Source organism: Sphingomonas sp. M1A8_2b (assembly GCF_053345535.1).
In genome coordinates this window covers 269267-288891 of the sequence record NZ_JBKFAH010000001.1, presented here as the reverse complement: position 1 = coordinate 288891, position 19625 = coordinate 269267, and the positions used below count along the sequence as shown (strand labels likewise).

14 protein-coding genes and 1 tRNA gene are annotated in these 19625 nt (G+C 68.6%); 6 read left to right on the top strand and 9 right to left on the bottom strand.

Annotated features, from left to right (window positions below):
- Positions 1 to 33: 33 nt before the first annotated feature.
- From purH to ACLBWL_RS01480, 4 genes are all read right to left on the bottom strand, one after another.
- Positions 34 to 1608, bottom strand: a complete 1575-nt coding sequence (purH, locus tag ACLBWL_RS01495; protein ID WP_447789600.1) for a bifunctional phosphoribosylaminoimidazolecarboxamide formyltransferase/IMP cyclohydrolase — start codon at positions 1606 to 1608, stop codon at positions 34 to 36.
- A 231-nt stretch (positions 1609 to 1839) separates the two neighbouring features.
- Complete coding sequence (locus tag ACLBWL_RS01490; protein ID WP_447789598.1) at positions 1840 to 3576, bottom strand: heparinase II/III family protein; 1737 nt, start codon at positions 3574 to 3576, stop codon at positions 1840 to 1842.
- A complete protein-coding gene (rpe, locus tag ACLBWL_RS01485; protein ID WP_447789597.1) occupies positions 3573 to 4229 on the bottom strand; it encodes a ribulose-phosphate 3-epimerase in 657 nt (218 codons plus the stop codon). The genes ACLBWL_RS01490 and rpe overlap by 4 nt, the downstream gene beginning before the upstream one ends.
- 172 nt (positions 4230 to 4401) lie before the next feature.
- On the bottom strand, positions 4402 to 5679 hold the full coding sequence (locus ACLBWL_RS01480; protein WP_447789595.1) for an RsmB/NOP family class I SAM-dependent RNA methyltransferase: 1278 nt from the start codon (positions 5677 to 5679) through the stop codon (positions 4402 to 4404).
- Between the two features lie 106 nt (positions 5680 to 5785).
- Here ACLBWL_RS01480 and ACLBWL_RS01475 point away from each other — a divergent pair, with 106 nt between their 5' ends.
- A complete protein-coding gene (locus tag ACLBWL_RS01475) occupies positions 5786 to 5944 on the top strand; it encodes a DUF1674 domain-containing protein (protein ID WP_107963485.1) in 159 nt (52 codons plus the stop codon).
- A gap of 225 nt (positions 5945 to 6169) precedes the next feature.
- Entirely contained in the window at positions 6170 to 8026 is a 1857-nt protein-coding gene (locus tag ACLBWL_RS01470; RefSeq protein ID WP_447789593.1) for an AsmA family protein, read from the top strand.
- 218 nt (positions 8027 to 8244) lie between these two features.
- Here ACLBWL_RS01470 and ACLBWL_RS01465 read toward each other — a convergent pair whose 3' ends face one another.
- Both ACLBWL_RS01465 and tsaD read right to left on the bottom strand, forming a co-directional pair.
- Positions 8245 to 9222, bottom strand: a complete 978-nt coding sequence (locus ACLBWL_RS01465) for an NAD(P)H-dependent glycerol-3-phosphate dehydrogenase (RefSeq protein ID WP_447789591.1) — start codon at positions 9220 to 9222, stop codon at positions 8245 to 8247.
- A complete protein-coding gene (tsaD, locus tag ACLBWL_RS01460; protein ID WP_447789589.1) occupies positions 9219 to 10247 on the bottom strand; it encodes a tRNA (adenosine(37)-N6)-threonylcarbamoyltransferase complex transferase subunit TsaD in 1029 nt (342 codons plus the stop codon). Before tsaD ends, ACLBWL_RS01465 begins: the two co-directional genes overlap by 4 nt.
- Positions 10248 to 10308: 61 nt before the next feature.
- On the opposite strand from tsaD, the gene hemC reads away from it, so the two are divergent.
- Complete coding sequence (hemC, locus tag ACLBWL_RS01455) at positions 10309 to 11214, top strand: hydroxymethylbilane synthase (protein WP_447789587.1); 906 nt, start codon at positions 10309 to 10311, stop codon at positions 11212 to 11214.
- Positions 11211 to 12881, top strand: a complete 1671-nt coding sequence (locus ACLBWL_RS01450; RefSeq protein WP_447789585.1) for a uroporphyrinogen-III synthase — start codon at positions 11211 to 11213, stop codon at positions 12879 to 12881. The genes hemC and ACLBWL_RS01450 overlap by 4 nt, the downstream gene beginning before the upstream one ends.
- Positions 12882 to 12890: 9 nt before the next feature.
- Here ACLBWL_RS01450 and ACLBWL_RS01445 read toward each other — a convergent pair whose 3' ends face one another.
- From ACLBWL_RS01445 to ACLBWL_RS01435, 3 genes are all read right to left on the bottom strand, one after another.
- Complete coding sequence (locus ACLBWL_RS01445; protein WP_447789583.1) at positions 12891 to 13682, bottom strand: DUF72 domain-containing protein; 792 nt, start codon at positions 13680 to 13682, stop codon at positions 12891 to 12893.
- 111 nt (positions 13683 to 13793) lie between these two features.
- Positions 13794 to 13868: transfer RNA gene (locus ACLBWL_RS01440), tRNA-Gly, on the bottom strand.
- 191 nt (positions 13869 to 14059) lie between these two features.
- Complete coding sequence (locus ACLBWL_RS01435; protein ID WP_447789581.1) at positions 14060 to 17023, bottom strand: TonB-dependent receptor plug domain-containing protein; 2964 nt, start codon at positions 17021 to 17023, stop codon at positions 14060 to 14062.
- 361 nt (positions 17024 to 17384) lie between these two features.
- On the opposite strand from ACLBWL_RS01435, the gene ACLBWL_RS01430 reads away from it, so the two are divergent.
- Together ACLBWL_RS01430 and ACLBWL_RS01425 are read left to right on the top strand one after the other, a co-directional pair.
- Positions 17385 to 18182, top strand: a complete 798-nt coding sequence (locus ACLBWL_RS01430) for an ImuA family protein (protein ID WP_447789579.1) — start codon at positions 17385 to 17387, stop codon at positions 18180 to 18182.
- Positions 18151 to 19620: a Y-family DNA polymerase gene (locus ACLBWL_RS01425; protein ID WP_447791939.1), complete on the top strand. Its 1470-nt coding sequence runs from the start codon at positions 18151 to 18153 to the stop codon at positions 19618 to 19620. The genes ACLBWL_RS01430 and ACLBWL_RS01425 overlap by 32 nt, the downstream gene beginning before the upstream one ends.
- The last annotated feature ends 5 nt before the right edge of the window (positions 19621 to 19625 follow it).

Here is a 19625-nt window from a genome sequence, read left to right as displayed (position 1 = left end):
GGGGGAACAGTTAAGGTGTCACGGTTGTCGAACTCAGTGGCGGAAGTGGCGCATGCCGGTGAAGACCATCGCGAGGCCGGCTTCGTCCGCGGCCGCAATGACATCGGCATCGCGGATCGAGCCGCCGGGTTGGATCACCGCCGTCGCACCCGCCTCTACCGCCGCCAGCAACCCGTCGGCGAAGGGGAAGAATGCGTCGGAGGCGACCGCCGAGCCGATCGTGCGCGGGGTGGACCAGCCTGCCTTTTCCGCGGCATCCTTTGCCTTCCACGCGGCGATGCGGGCGGATTCGAGGCGGTTCATCTGGCCCGCGCCGATGCCAGCGGTGCTGCCGTCCTTGGCATAGACGATCGCGTTGGACTTGGTGTGCTTGGCGACGGTCCAGGCGAAGCGGCAGTCGATCAGCTCCTGCTCGGTCGGCTGGCGCTTGGTGACGACGGTCAACTCGCCGGGCATGCCGTTGTCGCGGCCCTGGACGAGCCAGCCGCCGGCGATCGACTTAGCCGTCAAACCAGCGCGGGCGGGGTCGGGCAATTCGCCGGTGAGGAGCAGGCGAAGGTTCTTCTTGGCGGCGAACAGCGCGATCGCCTCCTCGTCGGCATCCGGCGCGACGACGACTTCGGTGAAGATGCCGGTTATCTGGCGCGCGGTCTCGGCGTCGAGCGTGCGGTTGACGGCGATGATGCCGCCGAATGCGGAGACCGTGTCGCAGGCGAACGCCGCGGCGTACGCTTCGGCGAGCGTGGCGCCGGTGGCGACGCCGCAGGGGTTGGCATGCTTGACGATCACGACGGAGGGCGCGGCGTCGCGGAATTCTGCGATCAGTTCGAGCGCGGCGTCGGCGTCGTTGAGGTTGTTGTAGCTGAGCGCCTTGCCCTGGAGCTGGCGGGCCTGGCCGATGCCGCGGACCGTGCCTGTCGCGGTGTAGAAGGCGGCGGACTGGTGGGGGTTCTCGCCGTAGCGGAGCGTGTCACCGCGCTTGAGCGTGATCGGCAGCGTGGCGGGGAATTCCTCGGCCTGATCGACGGTGCCGAACCAGGTCGCGATCGCCGAGTCATAGGCGGCGGTGGTGGCGAACGCCTTTGCTGCGAGTTTCTTGCGGTCTTCGAGCGTCGTCGTGCCGCCGGAGACGAGCGCATAGTCGGCGGGGTCGGTGACGATCGCGACATAGGCGTGGTTCTTGGCGGCCGAGCGCACCATGCTCGGGCCGCCGATGTCGATGTTCTCGATCACGGTGTCGCGGTCGGCGCCCTTCGCGACAGTCGCCTCGAACGGGTAGAGATTGACGATCACAAGGTCGATCGCACCGATCTTGTGCTCGGCCATCGAGGCGGCGTGGCCGGCGTCGTCGCGAACCGCGAGCAGCCCGCCATGGACCATCGGGTGGAGCGTCTTCACGCGGCCGTCCATCATTTCGGGGAAGCCGGTGAGTTCGCTGACGTCGCGGACTTCCAGGCCGGCGGCGCGGAGGGCTGTGGCGGTGCCGCCGGTGGAGACGAGTTCGACGCCGTGGCTCGCGAGCGCCTTGCCGAGATCGACGATCCCGGTCTTGTCGGAGACGGACAGGAGCGCGCGCCGAATGGGGAGGGTGTTCGGGATGCTGGTCATGAGGGTCTTTCGTCGGGGGTCGCCGTGCGGCGGTGCCTTAGCGTTGGTTGACGTTGGGGAACAGGGGGGCGTGCGGGTGACTCCCATCCACGATTTCCGTCATCCTGACGAAAGTCAGGATCCAGAGCCACGAAGGTGGTCGTTTGGTATCCTGGGTCCTGACTTTCGTCAGGATGACGGAAGTGGGTTGGTTGGCGTGGTTCTTCGCGCTGCGTCCGGGCAGACGTTGGGTCAGGCCTTCTTCAGTGCCCAGCTTATGCTCGCGCCGCCGGCCGCCGCTTCACCCGTGATCATCAGCTGCTGCGTCGCGACCGGGCGGCCGTCGGCGTCGATCCAGACGCTGTCCTCGACCACCAGCGCGCCGCCGCGGCAGCGGAATTGCCAGAGCGGACCACCGGGCAGGCGGAGGATCGCGCCTAGGCCGTCGGCGGTGGGGGAGACCTGGACGCCAGCGCCCAAATGGAAGCGGATCGCGAACAGCGACAATCCGGCGCGGCGCTTGCGGCCTTGCGGCAACAGCGCGTCCTCGCCGCGGAGTTCGCGGCCGTCGCCGGTGAGCATCAGCTGGCGGCGGTGGAGGAAACCCCAGCGGCGGACATAGCCGTCGTGGCTCGCCTCGATCCGGCTGGCGGCATCCGATTCCTGGCGGCTGAGCTCGACTTCGCCGACGCCGCGGCCGAGCGTGCCGTCGGTGAGGATCGCGGTCGAGTTGCTGTCGGCGATCGTCAGCGTCGAATGCGCCGCGGTGGAGCGCAGGCCTTCGACCATTGCGGGCGGTAGTTGCGCGATGCCCGCGCGGGCGCCGCCGCAATTGACGACGATCCGCGCGGGGCCATCGGAGAACTCGAACGCCAGCGTCGAGGCGCAGCCGCCTTCGACGAGGCGGGCGATCGGCGGTGGGGCGGCGTCGACGATCAGCACCGCAGTGCCGGCGGCGAGGCGTTGATAGCCCCAGTCGCGCGCCTGGCGGAGCGGGCGGGTGCGGACGCCGCTGGCTTCGATGACCGCGGCGACCTGCGTTTCGCTGGCCGGGCCGCCGCCCTGCCAGCTCGACAGGCCACGATCGGCGTGCGCTACGCCGAGCAACGCCGCGACCATTCTGGAAAGCGTTACCGCCACCGTCTCGGGGAGTTCGGCGCTGCGCGCGGCGTAGCTTTCCTGGAGCAGGGTGAGCAGCTGGATCGAATCGAGCAGCATCGCCGGGCTGCGCGAGACCGAGCCACCGTCGTCGAACAGGCCGGTGCCGAGCGCGCGGAGAAGGCCCGCCTCTCCGAACGCCTGCCTCGGTTCTCCGCCGGGGATCAGGAGTCCGGCCGCGACGACTCCGCACCACGCGGCGATGCGCGGGGCACCCGCCGGGGCCTTGTCGGCGGTGCGATCGAGGTGGAGCGCGCCCTTTGCGAGCGCGTTGAGCACCTTCGAGCGGTAGATCTGGTCGGAGGAGGACAGGATCAGCGGCGCATGTGCGGTCCAGGCGAGGATACGGCGGCCCCACATGTCGGGGCGCCACGCGATCCCGCCTTGGGTGTCGGCGTGCGCGGTCAGCCATAGCCCCATGAGGTATTCGGCGATCGGGGCGCCCCGCGCGCGGGTCGCGACGGTCGACAGGTCGCGCAGCCATGCGAAACTGTGGAGATATTCGGCGAAGGGTTTTGGCAGCGGCTTCGAAAGATCGAGCGTCTCGATATCGCGCGCTTCGCCGCGGAACGAGAGGACGCCTTCCAGCAGCATCGTGCCGCGCGCAATGTCGCCGAGGATGGGATCGTCGGGGACCGCGATCAGCTTCAGCGGGTAGCGGCCCTTGAGGCGCAGCGTGTGGAGCGGGGTGCGCCACGTCAGGCGGTGGAAGCGCTCGGCCAGCCGATCGGCGAGCGACAGCCCCTTGTCGCCGCCGAGACGGATCAGGCGGCGGCCTTCGTCGATCCCGTCGGGGGCGGGATCGGTTACAAGATCGGGGGCTTCGTTCACCCCCGCAACGCGGCGATGTTGGCGGCGTATTGCGATGGTCCGCCACGGAAGACCGAGGTGCCCGCGACCAGTGCGTCGGCGCCAGCGTCGATGCAGCGTTTCGCCCATTCGGCGTCGACGCCGCCATCGACTTCGAGGTCGATCGCGCGGCCGCTCTTTTCGATCATCGTGCGGATCGCCGAGATCTTCTTGAGCTGGCTGGGGATGAAGCTCTGGCCGCCGAAGCCGGGGTTGACGCTCATCACAAGGACGAGGTCGACCATGTCCATGAGGTAGTCGAGCATCTTCGCCGGCGTGCCGGGGCAGATGACGACGCCCGCGCGCTTGCCGAGGCCCTTGATATGCTGGAGCGAGCGGTGGATGTGCGGGCCGGCTTCGTAATGCACGGTGATGCAGTCGGCGCCGGCCTCCGCGAACGCGTCGAGATAGGCGTCGACGGGGGAGATCATCAAATGGACGTCGAACGGCTTGGTCGTGACGCCGCGGACCGACTTCATCACCGCGGGGCCGAACGAGATGTTGGGGACGAAATGCCCGTCCATCACGTCGATATGGATCCAGTCGGCGCCGGCCGCGTCGATGGCGCGCACTTCCTCGCCGAGCTTGGCGAAGTCGGCGGAAAGGATCGAGGGGGCGATGCGGACGGGTTGCATAAATGTGTCCTAGCGCGGGATTCAGCTGGTGCGAAGTCTTTCAATCCTCCCCCCGCCAGGGGGAGGTGGCACCGCAGGTGACGGAGGGGGAGGACACGGAACGTCGGTTATCCCTTTCCTCCCCCTCCGTCTGGCGAGTGCCAGCCACCTCCCCCTGGCGGGGGAGGATCAGTTAGCTGCGCTTCAATCTTGCGATGAAGAAGCCGTCGCAACCGCCCTGGTCGGCGAGCATGCCGGGGAGTGTGCGGATGGTGCCCGCTTCCGTCGGCGTGATGCCGGCAGGGAGTTCGGACTGGTCGACCGGGGCGATCGTGTAGTCGCTGCGAGCCGCAAGGAACGCGTCGAGCTGCGCTTCGCCTTCCAACGGTTCGAGCGAGCAGGTCGCGTACACCAAGGTGCCGCCAGGCTTCACCCAGTCCGCCGCCCGCGCGAAGATCCGCGCCTGCAATGCCGCGGTCTCGGCGATGATCGAGGGGCGGACGCGGTGGAGGACATCGGGGTGGCGGCGGAAGATACCCGTGGCGCTGCACGGTGCGTCGATCAGGATCGCATCGGCGGGCTCGGCGGGCGCCCATTCGAGGATGTCGGCGTTGACGACCTCGGCCTTCAGGTGCGTGCGGTAGAGGTTCTCACGCAGGCGCTTGATGCGGCTTTGCGAATTGTCGACGGAGGTGACGGTCCAGCCGGCGCTCGCGAGCTGCAGCGTCTTGCCGCCGGGCGCTGCGCAGAGATCGAGGACGTGGCCCTCCCCCTTCCCTAGCAGCCGCGCGGGAAGCGAGGCGGCGATGTCCTGCACCCACCACGCGCCGTCGCCGAAGCCGGCCATGTCGGGGACCGAATCATGATCGCCGAGGCGAAGATGCCCGGGCATGAAACTCTCGCCGCCGAGTTTCTCGCGCCAGCCTTCGGTTTCGGACGGGTCGGCGATCGTCAGGTCGAGCGGCGGCACCTGCGCGATCGCGCGGCCGGCGGCGTCGACCATCTCCTCGCCCCACGCGGCTTCCCAGCGCAGTTCGACGGGGGCCGGCAGCGTCGGCACTTCGGGGAGAAGCATGTTGGCGCGGAACAGCGTGCCGAACACGCCGTGGACGAGTTTGCGCGGGCCGCCATCGACGAGTGGCAACACCGTCGAGATCGCGGCGTGCGAGGGAGTGCCGAGGATCAGCACCTGGACCAGCGCGATCCGCAGCGCCATCCGCGCCTTCGCATCGTCGGGGAGGTTGGTCTTGGTGACCGAATCGATCATCGCGTCGAGATCGGGGAGGCGACGCAGCGTCTCGGCGGCGATCGCATGCGCGAGGCCGCGGTCTGGGCCGTGGATCGCGCGGGTTGCGGCCGGTAATGCGGATTCGAGCGACTCGCCGCGACGCAGGACGGCGTCGAGAAGGCGGAGCGCTGCGCGTCGGGTCGGGACGCCGAGCGGCTCGGGGGCGTGGGTGTAGTCGGGCATATGAAGGTCCTTCGCGTTCGGTTTGCCGCGCGGCTGTTATGGCAAAATCGCGCGACAGCGCCCATGTGGCGGTTACGACGCCAACACGCAAATCCGGAGAGCCGCGATGGGCCAGCGCCCCGATCATGTGAAGCCACCCGAATATCTCGCGAAGAATACGCCGGTGCCGAAGCCCGAGGCCATCGTGCCCGACAAGGACCCCGAGCCGCGCGATCCGACGCGCTATGGCGATTGGGAGCTGAAGGGCATGGCGATCGATTTCTGAGGCCGATTTCTGAGGCTCGCCTTGCCTTACTTCCACCCCGGCGGAGGCAGGGGCCCAATTGGAAAGGTGGTCGTAACGTAGCGCCGCCCTTCGTTAGCGACGTTTCCCAATTGGGCCCCGGCCTTCGCCGGGGTGGTGTCTCGCCGTTGCGAGCGGCGTACGCAAATCTCAGTCAGGGGTCCTGACGCAGGCGGAACGAATGCCTGCGCGGCGCGTCGCGGTAAGATGAGGGGATTCTTCGCAAAACGCTGGGTGAAAATCACCGGCATCGTCGTCGCGAGCGTGCTCGTGCTGGGGCTGGTGGGGCTTGCCGCGTTTCCGTGGGGATCGCTCAAGGGCGTGATCGAGCGGCAACTCACCGCGCGGTTCGGGCGGCCAGTGACGATCGGCGGGATCGAGCGAGTCGATGCGTTCGGATTCAATCCGACGATCCGGATCACCGACGTGCGCATTCCGCAGGCCGACTGGGCGGGTAAGGGCGATTTCGTCGATCTGCGCGAGGCCGAGGCGACGTTTTCCGGGCTCGCTCTATTAAAGGGTGCGTTCGGGCCGCGCGACGTGAAGGCGCGCGGGCTGCATCTGGTGATGGTACGCGACAAGCATGGCCGGACCAACTGGGAGCGGCCGGGCAAGCCCAAGGGCAACAACAGTTCGACCGATCTCGACGGGCTGACGATCAGCGACAGCGTGATCGAGTATCGCGACGACAAGCAGGACCGCTTCGTCACCGCGCGGTTCGTGTCGGATCCGGCCCACGGTATCCGCGCCAACGGATCGGGCACGATCCGGGGTGCGCCGGTGCGGATCGCAGTCGCCGGGCCTTCGGTGGAGAAATTCCAGGGCAAGCCGTGGCCATTCACTGCGTCGATCGATGGCGATGCTCTTTCGATTTGCGCCAAGGGCCTGATGGACAAGCCGCTCGATACCGACGCGATGAGCCTAGACGTGACGGCGCGCGCGACCGACCTCAAGCTGATCGACGCGGTGATCGAGGCGGGGCTGTTCCGGACGCAGCCGGTGTCGTTCAGCGCGCATGTGCGTCACGATCAGCCGAAATGGACGATCACGCAGCTGAAGGGTGTGGTCGGGCGATCGGATTTTGCGGGGCACGTGACCGTCGACAAGCAGGCGGGGCGCAGCAAGGTCGATGGCGACATCGTCTCGCGGCAGTTCGATTTCGGCGATCTGGCGTCGGACGAGGGCAAGGCCGACGGCGCCGCGCTCGAACGCAGGATCGGGCCGCGGCTGGTGCCCAACACGCGGATCGATATCGGCAAGATCGACAGAACCGACGCGCGGATGGGGTTTCGGATCGGCCATATCGTGAGCGCAAAGGGTGCGTCGCCGATTTTGGCCGCGAACGGCGTGCTGGCGATCGATCACCAGTTGCTGACGCTGACCGAGCTGGTCGCGCAGCTGTCGCATGGCAATGTCACGGGCACGGTGACCGTCGACCAGCGCGGTGACCGGAAGGTGCCGATCGTCGATATCGACCTGCGGCTGCGAGGGAGCAGCGTGCAGGCGCTGGCGGGTGGTGGTGGCGATTTCAGCGGGAACGTGAGCGCGCGCGTGCGGCTGAAGGGACCAGGCGAGACGGTCCGCGCGGCGGTCGGGCGATCGAACGGGACGATCGGGTTCGTCGCGCGCGACGGGCAGTTGCCGCAGGGGATCGCCGCGGCCTTGGGCTTCGATGCGGCGCGGGCGCTGTTGGCGAAGGATGGCGAGCGGGCGGGGCTGCGCTGCGTCGTGCTGAAGCTGGACGTGACGGACGGGCGCGGGCGGGTCGATCCGATGATCGTCGATACGACTGCGAGCCAGTTGCGCGGCCAGGGGAGCGTGGTGTTCCCAGGGGAGACGCTGGACATCCGCCTGACGGGCACGCCGAAACAGCATGCGCTGCTGCGGCTGCCGGGGTCGGCGTACATGACCGGGACGATCGAGCGACCTGATGTGACGATCCCTCCGGAGGTGAAGTCGGTGGGGAATATCTTCAAGGCGATCGGCCGCGCGATCACGGGGAAGCAGGGGCCGGTGGCGGGAGATGCGGATTGTTCGGGGCTGGCGGCGCGGGTGTTGCGGTGACCTCTTGATCCTCCCCCGCCAGGGGGAGGTGGCTGGCGCTTGCCAGTCGGAGGGGGCGGTAAGGGAAACGTCTGTTCCGTTTCCTCCCCCTCCGTCACCTTCGGTGCCACCTCCCCCTGGCGGGGGAGGATCGAGCGGTCAGTCCCCTTCCCTTGTTCTCCCCCGCAGGCGGGAGCCCAGTCCGTTTCCCCGCCTTCGCGGTGAAACAGTCTTGGAGTTCAGCCCGCCTCGCCCTTTAATGGCCGCGCGAGCAGATCGCCGATGACATCACTGACCGGGGCACCTTCCAGAAGGCGGCAGACGGCTTCGGTGATCGGCATGTCGACGCGCGCGTCGCGGGCGGCTTCGCGGAGGACGGGAGCGGTGAAGGCGCCCTCTGCAACCGTGCGGCGGTCGGACAGGAGGGTGGCGGCGGAGTCGCCTCTCCCCAAACCGACGCCGAGCGAGAAATTGCGGGAGCTGGTCGAGGAGCAGGTTAGGACGAGATCGCCCAGTCCCGATAGCCCGGCGAGCGTTTCCGCGCGCGCGCCTCGGGCGAGGCCGAAGCGAGTCATCTCGGCGAATCCGCGCGCGATCAGCGCAGCGCGCGCGTTCTGGCCGAGCCCTGCCCCCTCGACCACGCCGCAGCCGATCGCGAGGACGTTCTTCACCGCGCCGCCGATCTCCGCACCGGCGACGTCGGTCGAGGCGTAGGTCCGGAAATGGCGCGCTGCCAGACGTGCGGCGAGGCGTTCGCCGAGGTCGGCATCTTCGCAGGCGAGCGTCACGGCGGTGGGGAGGCCGGCGGCGACTTCGTGCGCGAAGGTGGGCCCGGAGAGGACGGCGATCGGTGCGTTGGGGTGAACGGCGCGCGCAACTTCGCCGACCAGACGCTTGCTGCCCGCCTCGATGCCCTTGGCGCAGAGGACGAGCGGGATGCGGCCGACCGGGGCGGCAGCTAGGACGCTGCCGACGTGCTGCGCGGGGGCGACGACGAGGATCGCGTCCATGTCGGCTAGTGCGGCGAGATCATCCGTGGCGCGGATCGTCGGGGAGAGCGCGACGCCGGCGAGGAAAAGGATGTTCTCGTGGTGAGCGTTGATCGACTCGACGACCGCGGTTTCGCGCGCCCAGAGGATGACGTCGCGGCCTTCGTGTGCGGCGACCTGTGCGAGTGCGGTGCCCCAGGCTCCGCCGCCGATGACGCCGATTTTCATGCCTTTACTCCTGCGCCACGCACCGCTTCGGCGTTCGGATCGAGCGGCCAGCGCGGACGCGCGGCGACGTCGAGCGGGTCGGTGAGGCCGGCGGCGAAGCGCTCTGCGCCCGCCCAGCCGATCATCGCGGCGTTGTCGGTGCAGAGCCACAGCGGCGGTGCGACGAAGCGGAGGCTGTGGGCGCTGGCGAGCGTCTGCAACGCGCCACGGACCGCGCTATTCGCGGCGACTCCGCCCGCGACGACCAGCGCGGTGGCGCCGTGCGAGGTGCGGAGTGCCTTGGTCGTGCGGTCGATCAGGCAGTCGACGACCGCGGCCTGGAACGAGGCGGCAAGGTCCTCGGGTGAATATTGGCCGACGACGCGCGCGACCGCGCTCTTCAGGCCGGCGAACGAGAAATGCGGTTCGGCCGAGCCTTTGAGCGGGCGTGGGAGGGGGACCGCCTTCGGGTTGCCGAGCGCGGCGGCGCGTTCGACCGCGGGGCCGCCGGGGAAGCCGAGACCGAGCAGCTTGGCGGTCTTGTCGAAGGCTTCGCCTGCCGCGTCGTCGATCGTGGTCGCGAGCCGGCGATACGCGCCGACGCCCTCGACCAGCAGCAACTGGCAATGGCCGCCGGACACGAGCAGCAGCAGGTACGGAAATTCGAGATCGGGGTCGGACAGCCGCGGCGAGAGCGCGTGGCCTTCGAGATGGTTGACCGCGATCAGCGGCTTGCCGGCCGCGTGGGCGAGCGCCTTGCCAGTGACGAGCCCGACCATGACGCCGCCGATCAGCCCCGGCCCGGCGGTCGCGGCGATCGCATCGACATCGGCCAGCTTGAGCCCCGCATCGCCCAGGGCTGCGACGATCAGCGGCTCAAGTGCCTCGACATGCGCGCGCGCGGCGATTTCGGGGACGACGCCGCCGAACGGGGCGTGCGCGGCTTCCTGTCCCAACAGCCGGTGCGCGAGGACCTGGCGGTCGCCCGTCACCAGCGCGGCGGCGGTTTCGTCGCAGGAGGATTCGATGCCGAGGATGATCATCACGCGTCTGTATATGGGTGCGCGAAGCTTGTCGAAGCCCTGCCCTTTCTGCATGGCGCGGGGGATGACTCGTTTTCGGCTCGGTACGCGCGGTTCGCCGCTGGCGCTCACCCAGGCGGGCATGGTGCGCGATGCACTGTGCGCGGCGCATGGCTGGGCCGACGACGCGGTCGAGATCGTCGTGATCCGCACGACGGGCGACCGCGTGCAGGATCGCGCGCTCGCCGAGATCGGCGGCAAGGCGTTGTGGACCAAGGAGCTCGATCGCGCGCTGCACGACGGCGATATCGATTGCGCGGTGCATTCGATGAAGGATGTCGAGACGATCCGGCCCGCGACGATCCGGATCGCGGCGATGCTGCCGCGTGCCGACGTCCGCGACCGGCTGATCGGCGCGGAGACGCTCGCCGATCTGCGCCCGCATGCGGTCGTCGGGACGAGTTCGCCGCGGCGGCGCGCGCAGATGCTGCGACTGCGGCCCGACCTGGAGATCGTGCTGATCCGCGGCAACGTCGACACGCGGCTCGGACGGGTGGCGAGCGGCGAGATGGACGCGACGTTGCTGGCGGCGGCGGGGCTCGACCGGCTCGGGCGCGACGACGGTCATGCGATCCCGACCGATGTGATGCTGCCGGCGCCCGCCCAAGGCGCGGTCGGGGTCGAGGTGCTGGGCGCGGGACTGGCCGGGGCGATCGTCGCGGCGATCGATCATACCGATACGAGCCTGTGCGTGCTGACCGAGCGGGCATTGCTCGCGCGGCTGGGGGCGGATTGCCATTCGCCGGTCGCGGCGCTGGCGTCGCTGGCGGGCGAAACGCTGACGTTGCGCGCCGAGCTGATCGCCGAGGACGGCGCGTGCGACGTGGCGGGGTCGATCGAGGGGACGGTCGAGGATGATCTCGGCACGGCGTTGGCGGAGGATCTGCTCGCGCGCGCGCCCGCCAGCGTCCGGCGGTTGTTCGCAGCATGAAGACGATCGTGGTGCTGCGGCCGGAACCCGGCAACACGCGCACCGCGACCGCCTTGCGCGCGCTTGGGCTGGAGGCGCGGCAGGTGCCGTTGTTCGCGGTCGTCCCGGTTTACTGGACGCCGCCCAGCCCGACGGGATTCGACGGGCTGTTGCTGACCAGCGCCAACGCGGTGCGGCATGGCGGCGCGGGACTGGACGCGTTCAAGCGCCTGCCCGTCGTCGCGGTCGGCGCGGCCACCGCAGCGGCGGCGACGAAGGCCGGGTTCGCAGTCGCGGTCACCGGTGCGGACGACGCACGGGCCGTCGTGGCGGACGCGCGCGACCGCGGCTTTGCGCGGCTGCTCCATCTCGGCGGGCGCGACCGCAGCGAGACGGGCGACGGGGTGGAAGCGATCACCGTCTATGCCAGCGACGCCGTGCCGCTCGACGACGATGCTGCAGGATCGTTCGAAGATGCGATCGTGCTGGTCCATTCCGTTCGCGCCGCGGAACGACTGGCCGCGCTCGTCGATGCGGCGGGGACGGCGCGCGCGAGGATCGCGATCGTCGCGATCAGCCGCGCGGTCGGCGACGCGATCGGCGTCGGCTGGGCGGACGTCGCGATCGCGTCCGAACCGACCGATGCGGCGGTCGTCGCGCTCGCCGCCGAGCACGCGACCACACGCGCGATTGACCAGCGCGCGCGCGGCGGGGATAAGCACGCCATGAGCGACTACGTGCCGACCGATCGCCCCCGGGCACGCGGACCCAAAATGGGTGTGATCATCGCCCTTGTCGGCCTGGCGTTCGTCGCCGGGATCGCGCTGATGGGCTATGCCGCGAAGAGGCTGCCGTGGTTCGGCGCGCATGTGACGACGGCCGGATCGACCGCCGCGCAAAAGGCGGCGGCGGGCAATTCGGGCTATATCCCGTCGCAACCGCTCGGCCCGAACGGCGAGCCGCAGGCCGCGGCGCCGGTCGATACCACCGTGTTGGCGACGCGCGAGGCGACGCTAGCGGGGCAATTGTCGGCGCTGGAGGCCCGCACCGCGACGATCACCACCGACGCCGCCGCCGCCGCCGGGCAGGCGACGCGCGCGGAGGGCCTGCTGGTCGCATTCGCCGCGCGGCGTGCGCTCGATCGCGGCGTGACGCTCGGCTATCTGGAGGAGCAGCTGCGGTTGCGGTTCGGTCAGGCGCAGCCCCGCGCGACGACCCTGCTGATCCAGGCGGCGCGCCAGCCGGTGACTCTGGAGGATCTGCGCCAGGGGCTCGATACGATCGCGCCGGACATAACATCGACCGCCGGCGATGGCTGGCTCGACACGATCCAGCACCAGATCGACTCGCTGGTCGTACTCCGCAAGGCGGGCACGCCGTCGACGATCCCCGCCGATCGGCTCGCGCGCGTCCGCCGCCTGCTCGAAGCGGGCCAGGTCGAGGCGGCCCGCGCGGAAGTCGCGCGGCTGCCGGGCGCGAACCAGGCGAGCAACTGGATGGAGGCCGCGGGCCGCTACGTCCAGGCGCGGCGGGCGCTCGACGTGATCGAGAACGCGGCGCTGATCGGCCAGGCCGGGCAACCCCAGCCCGCGCCCGTGGTGATGCCGACCCCGGTTACCGAGACCTCCACCGTGACCGACGAGAGTGCGGGATCGCAGACTGCCGCGCCGAAGCCGGCCGGCCAGTAGCCTCGCGCGTCAGAGGCGCTCGATCAGTGCCTTTGCGGCATGCGGCGCACGGACCTTCGCGCCATTGATGAAGAAGACGAAGGTTTCGCGGGACTGCTTCGCATCGTCGGCATGCTCCTCGACATAGGGCAGTCCCTCGGGCCGGCCGCCTGCCGCCCATAGCCTGACCTTGGCTGCCCAGTCGTCCAGCGCGGTCGGCGCATACCCCGCGACGAAGCGCTCCTCGGCATCCTCCAGCCGCGCATAGACGAAGTCGCCGGTCAGGTCGGCGATCGCGGGATACTCGGCGGATTGCGCGAAGACGATCGTCACGCCCGCCTTGCGGCACATCGCGACGAACGCGGGTACCGCGAAGCTCTCGTGCCGGACCTGAACCGCGTGGCGCAGCGCGAGGCCATCCTGTTGCGCGGGCAGCAGCTTCAGGAATGCGGCGAAATCGTCCGGGTCGAACTTCTTGGTCGCCATGAACTGCCACAGGATCGGCCCTAGCCGGTCGCCGAGTTCGACGATGCCCTGCCCGGTGAACTTGGCGATCGACTCGCCGGCCTCGGCCAGGACCTTGCGGTTGGTGCAGTAGCGCGACGCCTTGAGGCTGAACACGAAGCCGTCGGGAACCGCCTTGGCCCAGGACGCGAAGGTCGCGGGCTTCTGGCTGCCATAATAGGTGCCGTTGATCTCGATCGCAGTAACATGCGCGGCGGCATAGTCGAGCTCGCGCTTCTGCGGCCATTTCTCGGGGTAGAACGTCCCGCGCCACGGCTCGTAGGTCCAGCCGCCAATACCGATTCTCATATCGCTCATCGGCACAGTGTAGCGCGCGCACGAACGGTTTGGCGATCGAATGTCGCAGTGGCTTCCGGGTGGGATTGCGCAGACTTCATCGGCGAAAGTCGCTGCCGTCCTGGCAGCGACTGGAGCGGGCGAAGGGATTCGAACCCTCGACCCCAACCTTGGCAAGGTTGTGCTCTACCCCTGAGCTACGCCCGCTCTGGCGCCGTAGTCTCCGGTCTGAAGCGACACGGCGACTGGGTGAGGCGCGCTGTTAGCCCGCTGTTTCGGGAACGGCAAGCGCCTTTCGCACTATCGTCGCGATATTTCCGCCAGCGTCTGTGTGCGGCGCACAAAAAAGGGGCGGACGTTGCCGTCCACCCCCTTCGGTTCGTTGACGGATCGCGCGATCAGAACTGGAAGTTCGCGCCCACCCGCATCGACCGGCCGACCGCACCGATCTGCGTATAGGTCGGGTTGTAGTTGGTCGCGGCGTAGTTGCCGGCGTTCAGCGGTGCCTTCTGGTCGAGCAGGTTGATGACGTTGAAGTACAGCTTGAACTTGTCGTTCACCTTCACGCTGCCGGTCAGGTCGACATCGACGAAGTGCTTCACGTGGCAGTTGAAGTTGGGGTCGGTGCCGCCATAGGTGCTGCCGCCTTCGCAGTCGGTCGTGCCGAACTGGTCGAACGCCACCGCCTTGTAGCCCGACGTGTAATAGGCCGTCGCGGTGAGCGTGTACGCCTTGTAGTCGACGCTGTTCTGCCAGTTGCCGCGCCATGCCGGCGTGCCTGCGCCCGACGATGTGATGTAGGGCGCCTGCGTGCCGACATAATCGGCATAGGGATCCGCATCGCTCGACTTGAAGTCGTAATGCAGGATGTAGGTCGCCTCGGCGCGGCTCGAGAAGTGGAAATCGTCGCTCGGCTTGAACTGGACCAGCGCCGAGAAGTCGAGCCCGGAGGTCTTCAGCGCCGCCGCATTGGCAAAGGGCGAGTTGACGAACAGCGCGCGCGGCTGTGCGTTCGGGAACGACGGATCGATCGCGTCGGGCGTCACGCTGTAGCCGGTCGGCAGCGCGGTGCCCGCGTAATAGGCGGCGAGCGCCTGGTTCGAGAGCGGCCCGCCGGTGATCACGCGGGTCTTCTTGATGTTGTAGTAATCCGCGGTGAAGCTCAACCAGGTGGTCGGCTGGACGACCACGCCGCCGGTGAAGCTGCGCGACAGTTCGGGCTTGATGTCCGGGTTGCCGGCGGTGTTGAAGCCGATCGAATAGGACTGGTTATACGCGCTGCCGCCCGAGCACGTCGTGCCGGTGAGCGTGGCGCCATGCTGCGCCTGAAGCGAGCAGGGCGGCACGGCGGCGGTGAAGCCGACCACCGACCCCGACGTCTCGGCGAAGCTCGGGGCGCGGAAGCCCTTCGAGAAGGTGCCGCGCAGCGCGACCTGGCGGATCGGCGTGAACTTCACCCCGATCTTCGGCGAGAAGTGGCTGAACCCTTCCGAATAATGATCGAAGCGGCCCGACCCGTCGATCTCGAGGCTGGTCAGGATCGGCGCGTTGACCTCGAAATAGGCCGATTCGACGGTCCGGTTGCCGACCGCCGAGAACTGGTTGAGGTTGATCGTCGTGAAGTCCGGGTTCTGGCTCGGATCGTTCTGCGCCTCGTAGCGGACCGAGCCGCCGACGCCGACCTGGAGCGGACCGCCGGGAAGCTGGAACAGGTCCTTGGTGATGACGCCCTGGATCATGTCGAGGTCGCTGGTGGCCTGCGAACGGACCGTCGGCGAGATCGCGGCGCGGACGGCTGCGGTGTTCAGATCGGGATTGGCGAAGTTGTAGCTGCCAGTGGTGATCGCGGTCTGTAGTCCGGCGAGGTTGAGATAGCCGTTCTGCGTGATGTCGAGCCATGCATGCGCCGCGGTGATCGAGGCCGAATAGCCCCAGCCCTCGCCGAACTGGCCGTCGATGCCGGCGGCCGCGCGGATCACGTGGTTCTTGTACTCGGACGAAGCGGGGATGTCACCGAACCGATAGCGGATCGCCGCCGCCAGACCCTGGGTCGCGAACGGGTTGTTGGTGGTGTTGAGCGTGCCGTTCGCCAGCACCGCCGGCAGGACGATGTTCTGCGTGTTGACCGGGTTGGCCGAGCGGATCAGCGCAGGCGTGCCCTCCGACTTCACGTCGTTCTGGAAATACGACGCGATCAGATAGGCCTGCGTCTTGTCGTTGATCTGCGCGGTACCGTGCGCGGTGACGCCGAAACGAGTCTGCTCGGGCTGGATCTGGCCGTAGTCGGAGACGAGATTCTGTTCGCAACCCTGGTCGACGAAGGTCGAGCCCGATCGCGGCGTGGTGACCAACGTCTGGCCGGCGGCGCAGCCATTGGGGTTGAGCACCTGGAAGGCGCCGGTCGCGAGGCCGGTACCCGACAGGATGTTGCCGGGCGTGGTTTGCGTGGTGGGCGCGACGACCGCGCTGGTCGTGCTGCTCGGCGCGACCGAGCCTGCGTTGTTGTTGTCGCCGCCGATCGAGGTCAGGTCGGCGGTGTTGTACGGGAAGCCGCGGTTGCGATTGTAGATCGGGTCGTCATGCTGATATTCGCCGCTGACGTAGAAGTTGAAGCCCTTCTCCTTCAGACGACCGGTGCCGAGCGTCAGCGTCGCGCGCTGTTCGCCGCCATCGCCGCGCTGGGACACGCCGCCCTCGACCGTGCCGTACGCGCCGACGATCTCCTTCTTCATGATGATGTTGACGACGCCGCCGATCGCGTCGGCGCCGTAGCTCGACGACGCGCCGTCCTTAAGCACTTCGACGCGGTCGACGATCGCGTTCGGGATGGTGTTTAGATCAACGAACGAGCGCTGGCCGTCATCGGCGAGCGGATAATTGGCGGTGCGGACCCCGTCGATCAGCGTCAGCGTCGAGCTTACGGTCAGGCCGCGCAACGACACCCCCGACGAGCCGGCGCCGAAGCCGTTGGTGAACGAGGTCGGGACCGAGCCGCTGCTGTCCGCGGAGATCGAGCGGACCGCGTCCGACACGGTGGTGATGCCGGCCTTTGCGAGCGAGTCGGCGGTCAGCACGGTGACCGGCGACGGCGTCTCGGTATCGGTGCGGCGGAACAGCGTGCCGGTGACGACGATGTCCTGCGACTGGCCGGCGTCGGCGTCTGCCTGGGCGGCCGGCGCGGCGGTGGGGGCTGCCGTCGGAGCGGGCGAGACGTCACCCTGCGGCGGCGTCGAAACCGATGTGCTGGGCTGGACCTGAGCATCCTGCGCGAGTGCGGGCGCGGTGCCGATGACCCCGACGAGGACGAGCGCCGAAAGCGCCGAGCTCCGCAGCAACGTCGGCCGGAAAGCGATTTTTGTCATGGTGTAAGCAATCTCTCACTAGGCCCCTCCCTCCCCCCTTCGGGGCGACGGCGAGCGCGTTCGGTGGCCGCGTCATCCGGGGAGGAATGCGGCTCTGCGGAAGGACTGCAACCATGTCTCAAAACTGTAAATAACCGAGCGAACAGGCGAGATCTTCGATGCGGAACTGTCACGGAAAAGACACTATTCCTGACGTATTTTTCATGTTCGAAGCCTGTCCGGCGACGAAACGTGTCTGCGCCGCGAGCAACTGCATGATCGTGTCATGAAGGTTGAAAGACAGCGTCTTCCGACTCGAAAGGATCGCTCGAAAAAAGATTCCACTTGGCGACTCACTCTATAGAACATTACAAGAACAGTTGTGAACGAGTCGTCCGCCCTGATCGCCCGCCTGAAGCGGATCGCCACGACCGGGATGCCGACCCAGGGGGATGGCCGCCCCGACGATGCCTGGCTGACGCAGGGCATGGCGAAGGCGCAGTTGCACGAGATTTTCGCGAGCGTCGATGATTCGGCGAGCGGCGCGGGGTTCGCGGTCGCGACGCTGCTGGCGGCGCGCGCGGCACCGGTGATGTGGCTCAGGACCGAGGCGAGCGAGCGGCAGGGCGGGCGGTTGCATGCGACCGGGCTGGTCGAGATGGGGCTCGACGTGACCGCGCTGGTGCTCGGGCTGGTCGACGACGAGGCGAGTTTGCTGCGTGCTGCCGCCGATGCCGCGCGCTGCCACGGGCTTGGTACGCTGGTGATGGAATCCTGGGGTCGCGCACCGGGGATCGACCTGACCGCGACGCGGCGGCTGATGCTGGCGGCCGAAGCCTCGGGCGTGACGATCCTCAGCCTGCGCGTCGGCGCCGAACCAGTGCCGAGTGCCGCCGCATCGCGCTGGCGGGTGGCGGCGTGTCGGTCGCGGCCGCTGGAGGCCGACGCGCCGGGCAAACCTGCCTTCGATATCGAATTGCTGCGTCGACGCGGAGGCCAGGCCGGGCTCCGCTGGCGCGTGGAGTGGAACCGTGACGCGCACATCTTCGACAAGACCGCCTTCGAGCAAACCGCCTTCGAGCTTGGCGATTCCGAGACGCTATCTGGCGCTGGTCTTCCCGTGGCTGCCGATCGAGCGACTGCGGACGATGCGCCCGCATCTGTTCGTCGGACGGGCTGAGACGCCGATCGCGTTCGTCGAGACGGTGTCGGGCGGGGTGCGACTGAAGGCGCTCGACCGTGAAGCGATGCGCGCGGGGCTCGTCCCCGGCCTGACGCTGGCCGATGCACGCGCGCAGGTACCGGAACTCGAGGTCTACGAGCACGACGCGCATGCCGATCACGAATGGCTCGAGCGGCTGGCGGACGGGTGCCAGCGCTATACGCCGTCGGTCGCGCTCGACGAGCCCGACGGGCTGATCCTCGACATCGCCGGGTGCGTGCACGAGTTCGAGGGCGAGCGGCGCTTGGCGGCCGATCTCGAGGAGCGGCTCGCGCGGCGCGGGCTGCTGGTGCGGCATGCGTTCGGCGACACGCCCGATACGGCGCGGGCGCTCGCGCGCTATGCCGGCGCCCCTGCGCCGGATGAGAAGCGGGCAGTGAAGCGGTTGCCGGTCGCGGCACTCGGGCTCGACGAGGACGCGACCACCGCCTTGTCGCGCGCCGGGCTGAAGACGGTCGGCGACGTGATGGCGCGGCCGCTGGCGACGATCGCCGCGCGGTTCGGCGAGGAGGCGGCGATGATGATCCGCCGGCTCGACGGCAGCGTGAAGGGGCCGATCGTCGCGCGGCGGACGGTGGCGAAGATCGGTGTCGAACGCCGCTTCGCCGAACCGATCGCGCGCACGGAATATGCGCTGGAGGTGATCGCGGAGCTCGCCGCCGAAGCCGCGGCCAAGCTCGCCGACCGTCACGAAGGCGGCCGACGCTGGGAAGCACGCCTTTTCCGCGCCGACGGCCTTGTCCAGCGACTGCGAATAGAGACCGGTCAGCCGACACGCGACGTCGCGTTGTTGATGCGGCTGTTCCGCGAGCGGATCGATAGCCTCGCGGACCCGCTCGATCCAGGATTCGGCTATGATCTGGTCCGGCTCGACGTGGCGCTCGCTGAGAAACTCGATGCGTCGCAGCTGAAGCTCGAAGGCGGCGAGGCGCAGAAGGGAGAGGTCGCGCAACTGGTCGACCAGCTCGGCACGCGCCTCGGACGGGCCCGCGTACGCCGGTTTTCGGCGCGCGACAGTCATATTCCCGAACAGGCCGAACTGATGCTGCCCGCCGCCGAGGCCCCTGCCCCGACGCCGTGGACCGCGCCCGAGACCGGCGAGCCCCCGCTGCGCCCGATCTATCTGTTCGATCCGCCGCAGCCGATCGAATCGATGATGGCCGAAGTCCCCGACGGCCCGCCGCACCGCTTTCGCTGGCGCCGCACCGTGCACGACGTGGCGCATAGCGAGGGTCCCGAACGGATCGCCGGCGAATGGTGGCGCCGCCAGGACATCCCGACGCGCGATTACTACCGGATCGAGGACCGCCGCGGCCGCCGCTTCTGGATCTTCCGCCACGGCCTGTATTCAGAGATGGAGACGCCGCGCTGGTATCTCCACGGCGTGTTCGCGTGAGCACG